Origin of the sequence: Methanofollis tationis (assembly GCF_013377755.1) — an archaeon.
Taxonomy (GTDB): Archaea; Halobacteriota; Methanomicrobia; order Methanomicrobiales; family Methanofollaceae; genus Methanofollis; species Methanofollis tationis.
Genome location: NZ_JABXWR010000001.1, coordinates 1,635,119 through 1,650,918, shown reverse-complemented (window position 1 = coordinate 1,650,918; position 15,800 = coordinate 1,635,119). Strand labels below are relative to the sequence as shown.

The 15,800-nt window shown below is 60.0% G+C and carries 22 protein-coding genes; 14 read left to right on the top strand and 8 right to left on the bottom strand.

What is annotated here, in order from left to right:
• The first annotated feature begins 9 nt into the window (after positions 1-9).
• The 4 genes from HWN36_RS08660 to rpl12p are packed head-to-tail and all read left to right on the top strand — an operon-like array spanning position 10 to position 2,365.
• Positions 10-486: a 50S ribosomal protein L11 gene (locus HWN36_RS08660; protein WP_176788970.1), complete on the top strand. Its 477-nt coding sequence runs from the start codon at positions 10-12 to the stop codon at positions 484-486.
• A 52-nt stretch (positions 487-538) separates the two neighbouring features.
• On the top strand, positions 539-1,183 hold the full coding sequence (locus HWN36_RS08655; RefSeq protein WP_176788969.1) for a 50S ribosomal protein L1: 645 nt from the start codon (positions 539-541) through the stop codon (positions 1,181-1,183).
• A complete protein-coding gene (locus tag HWN36_RS08650; RefSeq protein ID WP_176788968.1) occupies positions 1,184-2,032 on the top strand; it encodes a 50S ribosomal protein L10 in 849 nt (282 codons plus the stop codon).
• Positions 2,033-2,059: 27 nt separating this feature from the next.
• Entirely contained in the window at positions 2,060-2,365 is a 306-nt protein-coding gene (gene rpl12p, locus HWN36_RS08645) for a 50S ribosomal protein P1 (RefSeq protein ID WP_176788967.1), read from the top strand.
• Positions 2,366-2,532: 167 nt separating this feature from the next.
• Here rpl12p and HWN36_RS08640 read toward each other — a convergent pair whose 3' ends face one another.
• Complete coding sequence (locus HWN36_RS08640; protein ID WP_176788966.1) at positions 2,533-2,730, bottom strand: hypothetical protein; 198 nt, start codon at positions 2,728-2,730, stop codon at positions 2,533-2,535.
• A 271-nt stretch (positions 2,731-3,001) separates the two neighbouring features.
• On the opposite strand from HWN36_RS08640, the gene HWN36_RS12280 reads away from it, so the two are divergent.
• Both HWN36_RS12280 and HWN36_RS08635 read left to right on the top strand, forming a co-directional pair.
• A complete protein-coding gene (locus HWN36_RS12280) occupies positions 3,002-3,130 on the top strand; it encodes a symporter small accessory protein (protein WP_343044962.1) in 129 nt (42 codons plus the stop codon).
• Positions 3,120-4,673, top strand: coding sequence for a sodium:solute symporter family protein (locus HWN36_RS08635; protein WP_176788965.1), 1,554 nt, complete (start codon positions 3,120-3,122; stop codon positions 4,671-4,673). Before HWN36_RS12280 ends, HWN36_RS08635 begins: the two co-directional genes overlap by 11 nt.
• A gap of 25 nt (positions 4,674-4,698) precedes the next feature.
• On the opposite strand, the gene HWN36_RS08630 is transcribed toward HWN36_RS08635, so the two are convergent.
• The 3 genes from HWN36_RS08630 to HWN36_RS08620 form a co-directional block, all read right to left on the bottom strand.
• On the bottom strand, positions 4,699-5,901 hold the full coding sequence (locus tag HWN36_RS08630; protein ID WP_176788964.1) for a M24 family metallopeptidase: 1,203 nt from the start codon (positions 5,899-5,901) through the stop codon (positions 4,699-4,701).
• A 106-nt stretch (positions 5,902-6,007) separates the two neighbouring features.
• On the bottom strand, positions 6,008-6,451 hold the full coding sequence (locus HWN36_RS08625; RefSeq protein WP_176788963.1) for a PAS domain-containing protein: 444 nt from the start codon (positions 6,449-6,451) through the stop codon (positions 6,008-6,010).
• A gap of 200 nt (positions 6,452-6,651) precedes the next feature.
• The gene (locus HWN36_RS08620) at positions 6,652-7,041 is read right to left on the bottom strand and encodes a nitrogen regulation protein NR(II) (RefSeq protein ID WP_176788962.1); all 390 of its coding nucleotides are present in this window, start codon (positions 7,039-7,041) and stop codon (positions 6,652-6,654) included.
• 333 nt (positions 7,042-7,374) lie between these two features.
• On the opposite strand from HWN36_RS08620, the gene HWN36_RS08615 reads away from it, so the two are divergent.
• On the top strand, positions 7,375-8,805 hold the full coding sequence (locus HWN36_RS08615) for a hypothetical protein (protein WP_343044961.1): 1,431 nt from the start codon (positions 7,375-7,377) through the stop codon (positions 8,803-8,805).
• A 125-nt stretch (positions 8,806-8,930) separates the two neighbouring features.
• Positions 8,931-10,433 (top strand): sensor histidine kinase, encoded by a 1,503-nt coding sequence (locus HWN36_RS08610; RefSeq protein ID WP_176788960.1) that lies wholly within the window; start codon positions 8,931-8,933, stop codon positions 10,431-10,433.
• Position 10,434: 1 nt separating this feature from the next.
• On the opposite strand, the gene HWN36_RS08605 is transcribed toward HWN36_RS08610, so the two are convergent.
• Both HWN36_RS08605 and HWN36_RS08600 read right to left on the bottom strand, forming a co-directional pair.
• Positions 10,435-10,791, bottom strand: a complete 357-nt coding sequence (locus HWN36_RS08605; protein ID WP_176788959.1) for an STAS domain-containing protein — start codon at positions 10,789-10,791, stop codon at positions 10,435-10,437.
• A 95-nt stretch (positions 10,792-10,886) separates the two neighbouring features.
• Complete coding sequence (locus HWN36_RS08600) at positions 10,887-11,723, bottom strand: Clp1/GlmU family protein (RefSeq protein WP_176788958.1); 837 nt, start codon at positions 11,721-11,723, stop codon at positions 10,887-10,889.
• A gap of 14 nt (positions 11,724-11,737) precedes the next feature.
• On the opposite strand from HWN36_RS08600, the gene HWN36_RS08595 reads away from it, so the two are divergent.
• A complete protein-coding gene (locus tag HWN36_RS08595) occupies positions 11,738-12,160 on the top strand; it encodes a CBS domain-containing protein (protein ID WP_176788957.1) in 423 nt (140 codons plus the stop codon).
• Positions 12,161-12,194: 34 nt separating this feature from the next.
• Here the strand turns inward: HWN36_RS08595 and HWN36_RS12165 are convergent, their stop codons facing one another.
• A complete protein-coding gene (locus HWN36_RS12165) occupies positions 12,195-12,518 on the bottom strand; it encodes a YbhB/YbcL family Raf kinase inhibitor-like protein (RefSeq protein ID WP_281361650.1) in 324 nt (107 codons plus the stop codon).
• On the opposite strand from HWN36_RS12165, the gene HWN36_RS08585 reads away from it, so the two are divergent.
• On the top strand, positions 12,517-13,644 hold the full coding sequence (locus tag HWN36_RS08585; RefSeq protein ID WP_176787304.1) for an IS256 family transposase: 1,128 nt from the start codon (positions 12,517-12,519) through the stop codon (positions 13,642-13,644). The two genes, HWN36_RS12165 and HWN36_RS08585, sit on opposite strands and share 2 nt — an antisense overlap.
• Here HWN36_RS08585 and HWN36_RS08580 read toward each other — a convergent pair whose 3' ends face one another.
• Positions 13,645-13,947, bottom strand: a complete 303-nt coding sequence (locus HWN36_RS08580) for a hypothetical protein (protein WP_176788956.1) — start codon at positions 13,945-13,947, stop codon at positions 13,645-13,647. It abuts the gene before it with no gap.
• An 88-nt stretch (positions 13,948-14,035) separates the two neighbouring features.
• Between HWN36_RS08580 and HWN36_RS08575 the strand changes: the two genes are divergently transcribed.
• Genes HWN36_RS08575 through tsaA form a run of 4 tightly spaced genes read left to right on the top strand, consistent with a single transcriptional unit; the run spans position 14,036 to position 15,716 of the window.
• Positions 14,036-14,458 (top strand): ribonuclease HI family protein, encoded by a 423-nt coding sequence (locus HWN36_RS08575; RefSeq protein WP_176788955.1) that lies wholly within the window; start codon positions 14,036-14,038, stop codon positions 14,456-14,458.
• Positions 14,458-14,718, top strand: coding sequence for a hypothetical protein (locus tag HWN36_RS08570; RefSeq protein ID WP_176788954.1), 261 nt, complete (start codon positions 14,458-14,460; stop codon positions 14,716-14,718). The genes HWN36_RS08575 and HWN36_RS08570 overlap by 1 nt, the downstream gene beginning before the upstream one ends.
• Positions 14,715-15,260 carry a CRISPR-associated protein Cas4 gene (gene cas4, locus HWN36_RS08565; protein ID WP_176788953.1) on the top strand — a complete coding sequence of 182 codons (546 nt, stop codon included), beginning with the start codon at positions 14,715-14,717 and terminating at the stop codon, positions 15,258-15,260. Before HWN36_RS08570 ends, cas4 begins: the two co-directional genes overlap by 4 nt.
• 6 nt (positions 15,261-15,266) lie before the next feature.
• A complete protein-coding gene (tsaA, locus tag HWN36_RS08560; RefSeq protein ID WP_176788952.1) occupies positions 15,267-15,716 on the top strand; it encodes a tRNA (N6-threonylcarbamoyladenosine(37)-N6)-methyltransferase TrmO in 450 nt (149 codons plus the stop codon).
• Positions 15,717-15,800: the final 84 nt, after the last annotated feature.

Sequence of the window (15,800 nt, the reverse complement as noted above, 5' to 3'; positions counted from 1 at the left end):
GATTGTACTATGGCAGAAACGGTCGAGGTATTGGTACCCGGTGGCAAAGCAACTGCAGGCCCGCCTATTGGTCCTGCCCTGGGTCCCCTCGGTATCAACGTAAAAGCGGTCATCGATGAGATCAACAAGAAGACCGCAGAGTTCAACGGCATGCAGGTGCCGGTGACGATCGACGTTGACGATAAGAAGAACTTCACCGTCACGGTGGGGATTCCTCCGACAACGGCGCTCATCATGAAGGAAGTTGGTATCGAAAAGGGGTCCAGCGAGCCAGCCACCCAGTTTGTGGGTGATCTGCCGCTCGATGCCGCTGTCAGAATTGCACGCATGAAGTTTGACGATATGCTCTCCTACCGTCTGAAGACGGCAGTGAAAGAGGTTGTCGGCACCTGTGTCTCCGTCGGCGTAACCGTCGAGGGCAAGAAGCCCAAGGAGATGCTCGCTGCAATCGATGCGGGCGAGTTCGACAGCGTACTCGAGGCCTGAACGGTAAACATCCATAGGAGATCGAAAAGGTCGCAGACTATGGAGGTACGCAATGGTTGAGAAAGAACAGATACTGAAGGCTGTGAAAACAGCCCTGGACACTGCGCCTGAACGGAAGTTTCAGGAGAGCGTTGATATTACCATCAACCTCAAGAATATCGATCTGGCGCAGCCCAAAAACCGTATTGACGAGACCATCCTCCTCCCCCACGGTGTAGGCACGGCAGTGAAGGTCGCCGTTCTCGGCAAGGGCGAGATCACCACGCAGGCGAAAGCCGCCGGCGCGGATCTGATCATTTCCCCCGAGGAGATCGAGCGGCTGGGCGGCGAGCCCCGTGAGGCACGGAAGATCGCATCAGAGTACCGCTTTTTCCTTGCGGAAACAAGCGTGATGGGACAGGTTGGCCGCTGGCTCGGTCCGCGCCTTGGTCCCCGCGGCAGGATGCCGACGCCGATCCCGACGGGGACGGATGTCAGGCCGATCATCGAGCGGCTGCGCTCCTCCGTGAAGATCCGGTCGAAGGACAAGAAGGTCTTCCACGCGCGTGTCGGTTCCACCGGCATGGCCCCGGAGCAGATCGCGGAGAACGTCGACGCCGTCATGAAGAGGGTCGAGACAGTTCTCGAGCAGGGTTCGCAGAACATCCGCTCGGTCTACGTGAAGACCACCATGGGCCCCGCAGTGAGGCTGATCTAAATGGCGCTCTACACCCACCACCTGCCCGCATGGAAGCGGACGGAGGTCGAGGAGATCAAGCGGCACTTTGAGGAGTACCCCGTGGTCGGGCTTGTCGACATGTACGGCATCCCGGCAACGCAGCTCCAGCAGATCAGGGAGAACCTCCGCGGCGTCGCCTACATCAAGATGGCCCGCAAGACTCTGACGCGCCGTGCGCTTGACGAGATCGGCGGCGAAGTCGCAGGGATGAGCGCACACATCTCCGGTCAGAGCGCACTCATCTTCACGAGCGAGAACCCGTTCAAGCTCTACAAGCTCCTTGAGCAGACGAAGACGAAGATGGCCGCAAAGCCGGGCGAAACTGCGCCCGAGGACATCATCGTCGCCAAGGGGCCGACGAGCTTCAAGCCGGGCCCGATCGTCGGCGAGCTCCAGCAGGCCGGGATTCCCGCAATGATCGAGGCCGGGAAGGTCAAGATCAAGGACACGAAGACGGTCGTGAAGAGGGGCGAGGTCATCAATGCAAAGATGGCCGACGTGCTCGCAAAACTCAGCATCAAGCCGATGGACGTCGGCCTGATCCTGAAGGCGGCATATCAGAACGGCACTGTGTTCGCACCTGAGACCCTCGCAATCGACGAGACCGTCTTCCTTGGCCAGATCACGCTCGCGGCCCAGCAGGCATTCAACCTGTCGGTGAACGCGGCGTACCCGACCGCACAGACGACGGGTGCCATCCTCGCAAAGGCCGTCCGCGAAGCCCGCAGCCTCGGTATCGAGGCCGGTGTCTACGAGAAGGACATCATCGATGCGATCATTGGAAAGGCGTACAGATCATCGCTTGCCCTGAAAGAACTGGTAGAATAACGAAATCTGAAATTTGAGGTGAATGAAATGGAATATATCTACGCTGCACTGCTCCTGCACAACGCAGGCAAGGACATCAACGAAGAGAATGTGAAGGCTGTTCTCTCCGCTGCCGGTACCGCCGCTGACGACGCCCGTGTGAAGGCCCTGGTGGCCGCACTCGACGGTGTGGACATCGAAGACGCGATCAGCAAGGCCGCCGCCGCACCGGTCGCCGTCGCTGCCGCCCCCGCCGCTGCACCCGCCGCAGCCGTCGAAGAGGAAGCGGAAGAGGAAGAAGAGAAGGAAGACGAGGAAGGCGGCATGGCCGGCCTCGGCGCTCTCTTCGGCTAAATTTTTCTTTTTTTTGGCTCTTGAATTACACCTTCATCCCTGGAGCGGAGCGGGTGAGGCAAACTGCCTGCAGAATAGGGGTAGTGGAGGGGTCAGTCGTCACCGGTATTCCGGGGCGAGGGGCGCCCTCAAACCCCGGGGTGATCTCATTTCAAAAGGAGAGCGGATCAGGTCTTTTCATAGGCGACGAGGATCTTGCCGATCTTCTCTTCTTCCTCCTTGATCTCCAGGAGTTCAGACTCGGAGAGGTGAGCGACCTGCGGGACCGGTTCGTATGCGACGAGTATTGTCCCGAACTCCTTCTCCATTGCCTGCAGATCTTTCAACTTCTCTCCATTGAGGTGCGCGTATGCGGTGCACTGCATCTGTCTTCGCCTCCAGAGGGTGATAGAGCGGTCCAATATTTATTACTGTGTGCGTCTCTGCTCCGGGCGCCGCAGCCGGGCATATCTATATATCGGGGGCCGGACCATTCATGTTCATGCCCGTATGCAGCATGATGGACCTCAATGCCCATTCGTGTACTTTCGGGTCTGTCTTTTCCGCACTTTTCCCCATATTTAGGTAGGGAACCGGCCTTTCGCTGCGTTCCCGTGTAATTGATCCGGTTATCAGACCGGATGGCAGGTTTTCACCATGTTCGGCATATCCGACCCCATGATCTGGATTGGCTATCTGCTTGCACTGGGCTTCACCCTTGCATGCATAGTGTACGGGCTCATCAACTGGAACAACGGCTGTGAGGGGGATCAGAATGGCGGTTAACACCGCAACCTTCGCCGCCGTGACCCTGATCTATCTGGCGGCGATCATCGGCCTGGGCTACCTGGGCTACCGACAGACAAAAGAGCGCGATGATTACATGGTGGCGGGCAGACGGATCCATCCGGTGGTCCTCGCCCTCTCCTACGGTGCCACTTTCATCTCCACCTCGGCAATCATCGGCTTCGGCGGCGTCGCCGCCCAACTCGGCATGGGGCTGATCTGGCTGACCGTGCTGAACATCGGGGTGGGGATCCTGCTCGCATTCATTGTCTTCGGGAAAAAGACGCGCGAACTCGGGCAGCGCCTCAATGCCGTCACCTTTCCCGACCTGATGGGGCGGTGCTACGACTCACCTCTCCTGCAGTATGTCACCGGCATCGTCATCGTCGTGGGCATGCCCCTCTATACGGCAGCAATCCTCATCGGCGGCGCCCAGTTCATCACCAGCACGCTGCTCGTCCCCTACGACACAGCGCTCCTTGCGTTTGCCGCCATCGTCGCCGCCTACGTGATCCTGGGCGGGCTGATCGCCGTGATGTACACCGACGCCCTGCAGGGCGGGATCATGCTCGTAGGGATGAGCATCCTGATCGTCCTCACCTACGTCTCCCTCGGAGGAGTATCAGCGGCGAACCGGGCGCTGGAGGCGATGAACCCCCTGGTCCCGGGGAGCCTTGCGGCCACGGGGATGACCGGCTGGACCTCCATGCCTTCCCTTGGATCGCCGATCTGGTACACCCTGGTCACCACCCTGGTGCTGGGCGTGGGGATCGGCGTCCTGGCCCAGCCCCAGCTCGCCGTGCGGTTCATGACCGTCAGGGACAACCGGGCGCTGAACAGGGCCGTCCTGATCGGCGGGCCGTTCATCCTGATGATGACCGGCGTCGCTTTCACCGTCGGGGCCCTCACCAACGTCTGGTTCTACCAGACCTCCGGGCAGATCGCCCTTGAGGCGGCGACCGCCGGCAATATCGACACGATCATCCCGAATTTCATCAACGCCAGCATGCCAGACCTCTTCGTCACCATCTTCATGCTCTCCCTTCTCGCCGCCGCCATGTCCACCCTGAGTTCCCTCTTCCACACGATGGGCACCTCCCTGGGCTTCGACATCTGGCGGACCTGGCGCGGGCGGAAGGCCTCTATGGTGGGAGTGCAGGCCGGAACGATGGTGATGATCGTCTTCTCCGTCCTGCTCGCGTACGTAATGCCCGGCAGCATCATCGCACGGGCGACGGCGATGTTCATGGGCCTCTGCGCCTCCGCATTCCTGCCGGCGTACGCCCATGCCCTCTATGCGAAACGGCCCTCGAAGACGGCGGCGACGTGGAGCATCCTCGCCGGGACGCTGGTCTGGTTCTTCTGGACGGTGTTCGTCCACGTAAAGGAGTCAGGGGCGATCGGGCTCTCGAACGCCATCTTCGGCGTGCCCACCATCCTCCCGATGCCGTGGCCGGTGGTGGACCCCCTGATGATCGCCCTCCCGGTGTCGGCGCTTGCCCTGTGCGCCGGGATCGTCTGGTCGAGACGGGCGGCGGCCTGACCACCCCCTCTCCCTTCAAAAAAAGTCAGTAGACCGGCATCAGCCCGGGATGGTCGCCGGTGATGCACCGGCCCCCTGCAGGCGTCACCACAAACGTGTTCTCGATCCCGACCATGCCGACGCCCGCAATCCCCTTCTTGGGTTCGAGGGCAAGGACCATGCGCTCCTGCAGGGGTTCGTCGAACCCCCGGGCGATCACCGGGATCTCGTCGATCTGGAGGCCGATGCCATGGCCCAGGAATTTCACCCGCCGGGTTCCAAAGCCCATAAAGTTCTCAAGAAATGCCGGTTCCAGGTCCGCCATCACCGCGTCGTAGATCGCTGAAGGCACCGCCCCGGGCCGGAGCTCCCTCGCGATCCGGTGCTGGATCTCCACGCACCTGCGGTGTGCCTCGATGGCGTCATCAGGGAGCGGGGCACCGAACATATAGGTCATGGTCTTGTCGGTGTGATAGCCCGCAACACCGCATCCGGCATCCACAAAGACGAGGTCGCCTTTCTTCAGCCGTCTCGTGCGGCTCCCGAGGAGAGGAATAGCCGGAGACATGCCGCGATTGCCGCCCGGGCCATCGAAACAGGTGGGGTAGAGAGAACTCTCGCCAAAGCCGATCTGCCCGATCCCGATCTCGGTGCCGAAGGAGCCGAACCGCACGACGCCCTGGTGTCCCTCCTCGATCATGACCGAATAGAGGGCGCTGATGAATGCCATCTCGCTCATCCCCTCCTGCAGGATACCGGGCACCCGCTCTTCAAGGACGCGGCGGTGAATCTCGCCGGCCTGCTCCATGCACACGAGTTCATAGGCGCTTTTGATCGCCCTGACCTTCGCCGCCTGCAGGTCGAGGGATCGCGCCTGGTCAAAGGAGAAATATCTCCTGAACCTCTCCAGCAGGGCGAGCGGCACCACTTCCGTCTCCAGGTGTACGCTCCTGACCGGGTGTTCAAGGTCGCCCGCGGCATCGCGGAAGCTGCCCATCGGCCTGATATCGGGGAAGAAAGACTCGTCGCAGGCCCGCTCGTAACTCCGGCGCACCCGGAAGACAGGCTCGCCGTCTCGGGGGATAAGCAGGACGCCGTCCTGCATGGTGCCGGTGAAATAGTAGAGGTTGATCCTGCCGAAAAAGACGGCGAGTTCCCATTCGGGATGATCCGCATCCATCCTGGCCCTGAACCGGGCCATCCGTTCCCGGAGTTCACCTGCCGGGACAGTGCCGTCGGTCATGTGCATGCAGTAGTAGTGTTGGTGACAGGGTTATGTTACTTCTCATGATGCCGGGGAGAGGCGGGCTCGTATCCGGCGCCCTGCTCCACCGTCAGACAGGCACCACCCCGATCTAGTTCCAGGTTGAAGAGATGTATCCACCCGCTGAAACAGCAGACGTTGAGCCGCCACTGATCCTGAAGATATTCATTCTAAGGCCAGAGGTCATGTGAGTGGTCATAACCCTGGTGGAATATTCAAAAAGTCTGCCGGGAGAGTATTTCAGGTTACAAAGAACATGATTCAGGCTCAAATTATATTTAAACGTATTTTTAAGAAGATTGATGAAGAGTTTCTGGTTCTGTTGCACCGGCGAGAAATATACGCTGAAAAAATCAACCGCGTCCATACCGACGATCATGGAATGCGGGATGCCGATGATCTCACCCATCGCCTCGTTGGCCCATAGGAACCTCCCATTTATTTCCTGTATCACGATACCGTCGTTCATCTCATTGAAAAGTTCAAAAATGGAAACATCAGTCTCTGTTTTTTCAGACAGTTCCAGACAACTCATGGTATCGCCCCAACAAACAGCAGATATAATATTAATATAATATATATCCTTTTTGGTAATTGCAAAGGATTAATTTCACATTTTAGCACCTATGCCATCCCATTATAAAATTAGGTGTGAATTTGAGCCGAATTAGAAAAAGTCCCATGGGGTCGTGGGAGACGGACCATATTTATGGAGATTCCTGCCATACTCAGAGATCACACCTCCCTGAAGCGGTCGAGCCTCAGCCCTGCGAACGGCCCCCTCCCCATCACATGGCTCGAATACTCGATCTGACACCCCCTTGCCCCTTCAAGGGAGCACCGCAATCCCCTGATCTGCAGACCGTTGAGAAAGGCGGTCCTGAGCAACCCCTCAAAGATCTCTTGTTTCTGACGCTCCGGGAGGAAATGCGATGAAATAAAGAGGGCGGCATCCAGACCGGCGAGCGAGCCCGCGGGGCATCCGGCAAGGTCTTCAAGGCGTCTGTTCGACCAGAGGATCGCCCCCTCCCCATCGTGGATGCAAATCCCCTCGCCAAGTTCATCAAACAGGTCATAAAAAGGCGAAAGACCGATGCCGATATATTCCGGATATACCTGAGCCATGGTGATTCACGTCAGTCTTGACCAGCGAGGACAAGAAGGTTATCGACGAACATTATAGCCAAACCCGACATCTCTATAGTTATGAACAGGAACTGCAGAGATCGTGCACGCCTGAAATCTTTCCGGCTTTCACTGAAATTCTGTCCATGGTCCTGGTGCCGATCTCCAACCCGACCAAAACATATTATAATAATACAAGAATATGGCGGCACTGACGGTACGGTCGATCTCGATCGGCACGGGAAAGCCGTCCGGTGATCTGCCATGTCTTTTACCGAATCAGAATATACCAGACTCCTGTATCGGCGTCAGTTTATCCTGGGGCCCCGCTTTGTGGAGAGATACGATACCTGGAAGAGGCATGCCGTCGCCGACGGCCTCTGCGTAACGGCCCACCCCGACCTGCCGGTCACGGTGGCAGAGAATGGGGACCGGAAACTTCTCCTCCTCGGCTACCTGCTCGATCCCTATCACCCGGATCTGGACAACGCCGCCATTCTGCAGGGTATCCTGGAAGAGATTGTCCGGCCGACCGATCTATTTCGGCTCACCGAGGCGCTCGGCGGGAGATGGGCCCTCATCTATGCCGATCCTGACGAGACCTGGCTGATGAACGATCCGATGGGGCTCAGGCAGGTCGTCCATACGACCGAAGCCCTCCCGGACCTCTGGTGCGCCTCCCAGCCCGGCATGATCGCCGAGGAGCTGGGCCTGGACCCTGACCCTGAGGTGATGGAGCGACTTGTCGGGGCACCTGAATACCGCGAGGCCCTCGAATACTGGTGGCCGGGCGATCTCTCGCCCTACAGCGGCATAAAACACCTGCTGCCGAACCGCTACCTGGACCTGAAGAGGCGCAGCGTCCACCGGTTCTGGCCTGACCGCCGGCCGGACAGGATCGGTGCAGAAGAATGCACCCGGAAATATGCGAGCGTTCTTGTGGGCATGATCGAGAGCGCCTCAAAACGGTTCGATCTCGCACACACCGTCACCGCGGGCTGGGACTCGAGGACCATCCTGAGCGCCTGCAGGGGCATCAGCCCGAAGATCTTCTATTTCACGATGATCTATTACAATAAAACCGTAAAAACGCCTGACATATACGTTTCCAGGAACCTTATCACCGGGCTCGGGCTGGAGCACCACCTGATCACCTGCCCTGAGTCCATGGGCGCCGATTTTGCTGAGATCTACAGGAGAAACGCCCCGGAGGCGCACGAGGGCTGGGGGGCGATCGCCCGCGGGATGTACGATCACTACCCCCAGGATAGGGTCTGCATCAAGGGTAACGGCAGCGGGATTCTCAAATGCCTGTATCGGCGCGCCTGGGACCAGGAGTGCACCGGCGAACTTCTGGCAGAGATCGGGGATCTTGGCCCGATGAAGAGCAATCGGATGACGATCGAGCACCTCGATCGCTGGCTATCAGAGGCGCGGGAGGCATCAGCCCGTTCAGGGGTCCACATCCTCGACCTCTTCTTTCAGGAGCAGCGGATGGCGCGGTGGCAGGGGGCCGGGCAGCTGGAGTGGGACATCGTCCAGGAGGTGCTCGTCCCCTGGAACTCCAGGGAGTTGATCGCCGCCGGGTTCTCGGTGGAGGGGCGGTGCCGGGGATCGCGGCACCCCCTGATCGAGCATGGGATCATCAAGGCGCTCTGGCCCGAACTCCTTGCCGTGCCAATAAATCCCCCGCCCGGAATCAGAGGGGCAATTGCGGCCCCCCTCTGGCGGGCCGGGCTCTGGCCTTTCGACCGGGACTTCTGACCCCCAGGGCAGGAAGCCTGCGGCGGCACAGGATCTGGCGCGGCCACGCCTGACAGAGCGATCCACACGCACATTGCGATACTATTAGGTGCCTGGACGGAGACCTATCAGCCAGAGGAAGGCGATTGAAGATAAACGACGTCGGCGAGGCTCTGGAGCCGGTGTGTCTCCCCCTGATGGTGCTGGGCCGGGAAGGACGCCTCGTCCAGACGAACGCCCGTTTCAGGGCTGCATTTTGCAGGGGTTCCGATCCCGGCGCCTGCCGACTCGGGGAGATCGGAGGCGGAATTCTTTCAGATCAGGCGATCGCAGAATTTATCAACGAGATTCGCGCTCGCGGCTCAGCCCTGAGCCGCATCACCACCGGAAACCATACCTTCGAGGCATGGGGAAGCCTGCTGAGCGGGGGAGAGGAGGAAAGGCTGCTGATCGCCCTTTCGAGCGTCAGCGGACGCCTGTCTGAAGAGGATCGCGCCGAGCGGCTCAACCGTCAGCTCGGGATCGTCCTCGACATCCTCAGGTCGACCACATCCTCCTCCTCCCTCCAAGACACCCTGACGGCGGTCGTACAAAAGACGGTGGAACTGCTGGACTTCGACGCAGGGGCCATCTATCTCTCAGACAAAAAAAGAGGTTCCGCCAACCTCAGGGCATGGTATGGCCTTTATACCCTGTACTTCCCGGAATCCGTCGATCTGGCGATAGCGGCCCCGGAGATGCTGGCGGTCTTTCATCAGGGACGCCCCGACTACAGCGAGGCCTATCTCGAGGTCGCCCACGAAGAGGGAGAACTCGGCGTCTATTCCCGCGCCATCGTTCCGGTCAGCGTTCCCGACGGCACGGTCCTCGGCGCCCTCGCCATCGCAAGTTCTGACTTCCACCCCTTCACCCCGATCGAGCAGGAGAGCCTCGAGGCGATCGGCCGCGAGGTCGGCGGCGTCATCCACAAGGCCGCCCTTGCCGAGGAACTCGCCGCTGCAAAGGCCGAAGCCGAGTTCTACCTCGACGTGATGATCCACGACATCAACAACGCAAACAGCGTGGCGATGGGATATCTCGACCTCCTCAGGGAAGAGATCTCAGGAGAACAGCGCACCTTCGCCGACCGGTGCCTGCAGGGGATCAGGCAGAGCAGCGGGATCATCGAGGAGGTGCGGATCCTCAGGACATGCAGGGGCGGGGAGGCCGCCCTGATCCCGGTCTCGCTGGGCCGGGTGATCGCGACGGCGATCGCACATATGCCCGGCGTTGCGATCGCCTACGACGGGACCGAAGCCACTGTGCTCGCCGACGATCTCCTCGGCCAGGTCTTCGTCAACCTCATCGGAAACAGCGTCAAGTTCGGCGGCCCCGATGTCTCGATCACGCTCTCGATCAGAGACGAGGACGAGGCGGTCGGCATCTGCATCGCCGACAACGGCCCGGGGATCCCGGATCACCAGAAAGAAAAAGTATTCGAGCGCTTTTTCCGGAGCGATCCTTCGAAGCCCGGGCGGGGCATGGGCCTCTTCATCGCCGCCATGCTGGTGAAGCGCTACGGCGGGGCGATCCGGGCGGGAGACCGGGTGCCGGGTCGGTCGGAAGAGGGCGCCGCATTTTGTTTCACCCTGAAAAAGGTCGTCCCCTGAATCATGCTTTTTCTGCTGCGGCAAGCGCTTCGTCGACGCTCTCGTAGATGGGAATGATCCGGTCGAAGCCGGCGATCGTAAAGACCTCCATCACGTGCGGGTTCGGGCGGGCGATCAGCACCTCCCCTCCGGCCTTGCGCATCTGCTTGAGCGCCGCAAGAAACACCCGCAGACCGGAGGAACTGGTATAGGCGAGATCCGAGAGGTCAAGGATGATCGCATGTTTTCCCTGCGAGATGCTCTGCTCAAGAGCGAGAGACGCCGACGACGACGAGGTGGCATCGAGTCTCCCCACGATGGAGATGACGGAGGTATCCCCTGCAGGGCGTTCTGTGATCGCCACACGTTGATCTTCCATAAATGATAGAATTTCATCCCGCCCGGGAAAATAGTTTATGGGAACAGTTCCTCTTCCTGGCCCGCACTGCGAAACGCCGATGGCAGGGGCGAAAATTACGGCCTGAACCTCCCTACCTCAATATACGCCGCCCTGCCGGGCAGCGAGGGCGGGGCCAGAAGGCAGATCTCCCCGTCCGCATCCCCGAGGATCACCCCGGCGGTGAGCATCCAGCCGTCGCCGTCGCAGAGGCCGGCAAAATATCCTTCAGGCCGGTCCGGGAAGACCCCGGCCCTGAGGACACCGGGCAGGGTGAGGGGACGGGCGTCGGCCATCCAGTCCGCAAACCGTTCCTCGCGGTACCGGCGCCGCGCCGCCTGCGAGCGCCGCCGCGCATGGGGCGAGACCGGGAGCCGGTGAATCGAGAGGCCGGTGCGGCAGGAAAAGAGGGAGAGCACCAGATCGATCTCCGCATCCCGCCCGACAGCGACGATGTGGTCTGGACTGAGCACCTCGATCGAGCGGCGCTGGAACTCCCGGCCCCCTTCGCCCCTGATATACCCGCACGGGTCCACGATCACGGTGGCAGCACCCGCCGCATATGCGGCGTCGAGGAGGAGGCGAAGACCAGAGAGCGTGGCGAGCGGCGCCATCGACGGCGTGAGAGCGCCAACGAACCGGCGACGCCTGCCGCCACAGGGCAGGGCAAGCCCGAGGGTGCCGGGCGGCCCCAGCGTCGGCTGGCCGGCGTCGCCGTCGAGCAGGGCGGCGTCACCGCATCTCTCAGAGAGCCATCGTGCAAGGGTTGATTTCCCGCAGTTCCCAGCCCCGATCAGATAGACGGTGCCTGAGAGGAGGGGAAGAAGCGCATCCCATAAAGGGTGGGGGACGATCATCTGAACGAGGTAGGCGTGCGGTATCTTCAAATATCCTCTTTCCCACACATGGTCCATCGGAGGGGAGAAGCATGACATTGATAGAATGCTGCCAGGCGCCGGTGGTGAGCGTCCCGCCGGAGACGCCGGTCTATGACGTTGCAGGCATCATGGCAGAGCAGAATGTGGGAAGCGTCGTCGTGGTCGAGGGCAAAAAGCCGGTGGGTATCGTCACAGACCGCGATATCACCGTCCGGGTCACCGCCGCAGGACGTGACCCGAAAGGGATCCCGGTGCGTGCGGTGATGACCGCCGACCTGCTCGCGCTCCCGGACTCGACCGGGCTGTACGAGGCGCTCGAAGCGATCCGGAAGAAAGGGGTGCGAAGGGTGCCGGTGACCGATGAGGGGGGTTCCCTGGTCGGGATCATCACGGTCGACGACGTCATCCGCCTGCTGGCGGTGGAGATGGAGCGGATCGCCGCCGTGATCAAGAGCGGGAGCCCTAATATCTAAACCAGAACTCTTTTTTGCGGTTCGGCGACGAAGGTTACGGCCGCCTGTACATCGCGAAGGTCTCGCCATATGCCGTGGCATGCCCCTGCATCGCCGCCACAAGATCGTGCTGCCCCGAGCCCGGCGGGAGCGCCAGGAAAGAGTCCAGGGCGTAAATTCTGAAATAGTAGCGGTGCGTCTCGCCCGGCGGCGGGCAGGGTCCACGGTAACCGATGCTCCCGTAGCCGTTCGTCCCCTGTACCATCCTGACCGGGGCGTCGGTCTCGGACTCGGGTGGGAGACAGTGTAACGAATCTTCTGTAAAAATAATTTGGCCCTGAATCCAACCTAGATTTGCAGAAAGGAGAAACAGGGCCATGGATCCCTTAGCGTTAATCGAAGATTATCTTTCCGATAATGAGAATGGCATGAAGACCCTCATCACCTGGTTCCTCAACCAGGTGATGCTGCTCGAAGCCCTCCACCAGGCGGGAGCCGAGCAGTATGAACGAACCGATGCGCGGAAGGCTCACCGAAACGGCTACAAGAAGCGATCTCTGAAAACCCGATATGGAGAAACGATCCTCCAGAAACCGCAGTTCCGAGAATTTCCCTTCGAAACACAGGTATTTGGACGCTATTCCCGGGTTGAGAAGGCTCTTGAGAATGCTATCTTTGAATCCTACCTTCAGGGAGTCTCAACCCGCCGGATCCAGGAGATTGTTGCTCATTTTGGCATCGAACAACTCTCTCCTGCTTCAGTATCCAGGATAGCAAAGGACCTCGATGAACAGGTCCATGCATTCCTTCAGAGGCCGATTGAACAGGAGATTCCCTATCTCTTTGTGGATGCTTCGTACTACAAAGTCAGAGAGGGACCACGCTACATCACCAAAGCTCTTCTGGTGATCGCCGGTGTTCGAATGGATGGCTACCGCGAAATCCTGGGAGCCAGAATCACTGATTGTGAAAATGAGATGTTCTGGTCGGGATTGTTCGAAGACCTCAAAGAACGAGGATTGGTGGGTGTCAAGATGGTTGTCTCAGATGGTCATGCCGGGATCCAGAAGGCGGCGGAAGCCGCCTTCCTCGGCGCATCGTGGCAGATGTGCTCGGTCCATTGCACCCGGGCGGTTTTAAAGAATATTCCACGGAAACATCAGAAAGAAGTTGCTGAGTCCTTGAAGGAGGCATATGGGGACGAGGAAAGACTTCAGCAGCTTGCAGATGATCTGAACGAACGAGGATATCGGAAAGCGGCCAATACGATCGAGAGATTCATCCCGGGACTTATGAGTTACACGGCGTTCCCGAAAGAGCACGCAAAGCGGATCCGAACGACGAACATGATGGAAAGAGTCAACAAGGAACTGAAACGGAGAACCAAAGTTGTAGGGGCCTTTCCCAATGAAGAGTCACTCCTCAGGCTGGCAGGATCCATCCTGATGGACATCAATGAGGAGTGGGTGACCGGCAGAAGATATTTGACGATGGAGGGGGAATGATCAAACAAGGAGACAGGGCTCAGACGAATTACAGAAGATCTGAAACACTACCGGTGGGACGCCCTCGGGGATCAGGGCGCGGCCGTCCGAATGCCTGAGAGGGTCGATATTCCACGCGAGCCATGGGGAGAACGAGCACCCCTCCTCATAGGGGTTGTGCACGATCAGGGCGACGCAGGGTGCCCTGAGATCCTCGATGATCAGGCGGGGCGAAAGGTTCTCGCCGTCGCAGGTGTGCCGCGTGGGGAACTCGATGAAGTCGAGTCTGACACCGATCTTTTGAATCCGCCGCTCCGTGTCCATATGCCCCGGTTCAGCCTTCCCGACATATAGAGGTATGGTTAACCCAACGCATATCTGCCCTGCCTTCCTGTAATGTACAGGAATCATCATGCCGGAGACCCAGGATCTTGAGATCTACACCGACGGGGCGTCCCGCGGCAATCCCGGCCATGCCGCCTATGCCTTTCTCTTTGTAAAGGGCGGGCGAGCGGTTCTCGAACGTTCAGAGTATCTGGGGATCGCCACGAACAACACGGCGGAGTACCGGGCGATCATTGCCGCCCTGACCGAGGCGTCCCGGCAGACGGACGGGCCGGTGCGGGTGTACTCGGACAGCGAACTCGTCGTCCGCCAGATCACCGGGGCCTACCGCGTGAACAAGGAGCACCTGCGCGAACTGAAGGACGAGGTGCTCCGTATCGCCGGGCAGTTCACGTCGGTGACCTTTGTGTCGGTCCGCCGGACCGACCCCTGGATCGGGCGCGCCGACGAACTCTGCAACCGGGAACTCGACGCCCGGAGGGGCCGCTGATGGCCGCCGGCGAGGGGACGCCGGTGATCTCGGCGTCTGAGATCGCCGAATACTCCTACTGCGCCGCTTCCTGGCACTTCGAACGGAACGGTCGGTCCACCATGTCTCCATCGATCGAGCGCGGCAACCTGAAGCATGCCGAGGTGGGTCGCACCCTGACAAGGGTCGAGCGCGAGCGGCAGATCTTCTGGCTGCTGACGATTCTCGGCTACGGTCTCCTCGCCCTTGCCCTGATCATCCTTCTCTGGGGGCTGATGTGATCGACTATTTACAAGGCGTCCTGATTCTCCTGATCATGGCCGCCGTCGTGCTCGTCTTTGCGATCCGGCGGCACTACGCCGCACAGCAGGTGCGGGATCAGTACGGCATCCCTGAGGGCGAGCTGCTCTACGCCGACCTCGGGGAGCCAGGCGATGCGTTGTTCTCGGAAAAATACCGTATCTCGGGAAAGCCCGACTACGTCCTGCGGGACGAGATGACCGGGGCCCATATCCCGGTCGAGGTGAAGAGCGGGCGGGCGAAAAAGCCTTACTGGAACCACATCCTCCAGCTCGGCGCCTACTGCCTCCTTGTCGAGGAGCGCTACGGCACCCGCGTCCCGTACGGGATCCTGGTCTATGGCGACGGACAGCAGCACCGGATCGAGTTCACCGACGCCATCCGCTCGCAGGTGCTCTCGACGGTGGACGAGATGCGCCGCTGCCTCGAAAGCGGGGCAGTCAGGCGCAACCACAATGCGCCGGTCAGATGCGCGAACTGCGCCTACCGTTCAGAATGTCTTTTTTCCCTTGAAGGAGACTGAACTGATATGATGGAACTTGTGCAGATCGGGGTGATCAGGTCCCCGTATAAACGTCAGGGCGACGCACCCAGGCAGGGACGCCTTGCCGACATAGAGAGCGAGATCGAGGTCTTCCCTGAATACCTCGATGGCCTTGCAGACGTCGAGCGGTGCTCCCACCTCATCCTCCTCTACTGGCTCGACCGGGCCGACCGGACGATGCTGAAGGCAATACCCCCTGGCCAACCCGCAGAACGCGGCGTCTTCTCGACGAGATCGCCAAACCGCCCCAACCCGATCGGTTTCGGGGTGGTCGACCTCGTCGCCGTCGAGGGGGGAACCCTGCGGGTGCGGGGGCTTGACGCCTTCGACGGCACGCCGCTCCTGGACATCAAACCGTACTCCTCAGAGGTCGACGCGATCCCGGGCATCAGCGTCGGCTGGATGGAGAATATGAAGAGGAACCCGGGCACCTGAACCGGTGGAAGCCTGCCCGAATATAAACATTTTAGCAGACCTGCAAACAGATACTTATAGACGTGTAAAGAGCACACGAAATTC

Coding starts and splice junctions, on each gene's coding strand:
- HWN36_RS08650 (WP_176788968.1), top strand. CDS start 1,184: ATGGCGCTCTACACCCACCACCTGCCCGCATGGAAGCGGACGGAGGTC.
- HWN36_RS12165 (WP_281361650.1), bottom strand. CDS start 12,518: ATGGCCCTGTTTCTCCTTTCTGCAAATCTAGGTTGGATTCAGGGCCAA.
- HWN36_RS08660 (WP_176788970.1), top strand. CDS start 10: ATGGCAGAAACGGTCGAGGTATTGGTACCCGGTGGCAAAGCAACTGCA.
- rpl12p (WP_176788967.1), top strand. CDS start 2,060: ATGGAATATATCTACGCTGCACTGCTCCTGCACAACGCAGGCAAGGAC.
- HWN36_RS08595 (WP_176788957.1), top strand. CDS start 11,738: ATGACATTGATAGAATGCTGCCAGGCGCCGGTGGTGAGCGTCCCGCCG.
- HWN36_RS08600 (WP_176788958.1), bottom strand. CDS start 11,723: ATGGACCATGTGTGGGAAAGAGGATATTTGAAGATACCGCACGCCTAC.
- HWN36_RS08620 (WP_176788962.1), bottom strand. CDS start 7,041: ATGGCTCAGGTATATCCGGAATATATCGGCATCGGTCTTTCGCCTTTT.
- HWN36_RS12280 (WP_343044962.1), top strand. CDS start 3,002: ATGTTCGGCATATCCGACCCCATGATCTGGATTGGCTATCTGCTTGCA.
- HWN36_RS08655 (WP_176788969.1), top strand. CDS start 539: ATGGTTGAGAAAGAACAGATACTGAAGGCTGTGAAAACAGCCCTGGAC.
- HWN36_RS08580 (WP_176788956.1), bottom strand. CDS start 13,947: ATGGACACGGAGCGGCGGATTCAAAAGATCGGTGTCAGACTCGACTTC.
- HWN36_RS08630 (WP_176788964.1), bottom strand. CDS start 5,901: ATGCACATGACCGACGGCACTGTCCCGGCAGGTGAACTCCGGGAACGG.
- HWN36_RS08635 (WP_176788965.1), top strand. CDS start 3,120: ATGGCGGTTAACACCGCAACCTTCGCCGCCGTGACCCTGATCTATCTG.
- HWN36_RS08640 (WP_176788966.1), bottom strand. CDS start 2,730: ATGCAGTGCACCGCATACGCGCACCTCAATGGAGAGAAGTTGAAAGAT.
- tsaA (WP_176788952.1), top strand. CDS start 15,267: ATGATGGAACTTGTGCAGATCGGGGTGATCAGGTCCCCGTATAAACGT.
- HWN36_RS08605 (WP_176788959.1), bottom strand. CDS start 10,791: ATGGAAGATCAACGTGTGGCGATCACAGAACGCCCTGCAGGGGATACC.
- HWN36_RS08625 (WP_176788963.1), bottom strand. CDS start 6,451: ATGAGTTGTCTGGAACTGTCTGAAAAAACAGAGACTGATGTTTCCATT.
- HWN36_RS08570 (WP_176788954.1), top strand. CDS start 14,458: ATGGCCGCCGGCGAGGGGACGCCGGTGATCTCGGCGTCTGAGATCGCC.
- HWN36_RS08585 (WP_176787304.1), top strand. CDS start 12,517: ATGGATCCCTTAGCGTTAATCGAAGATTATCTTTCCGATAATGAGAAT.
- HWN36_RS08575 (WP_176788955.1), top strand. CDS start 14,036: ATGCCGGAGACCCAGGATCTTGAGATCTACACCGACGGGGCGTCCCGC.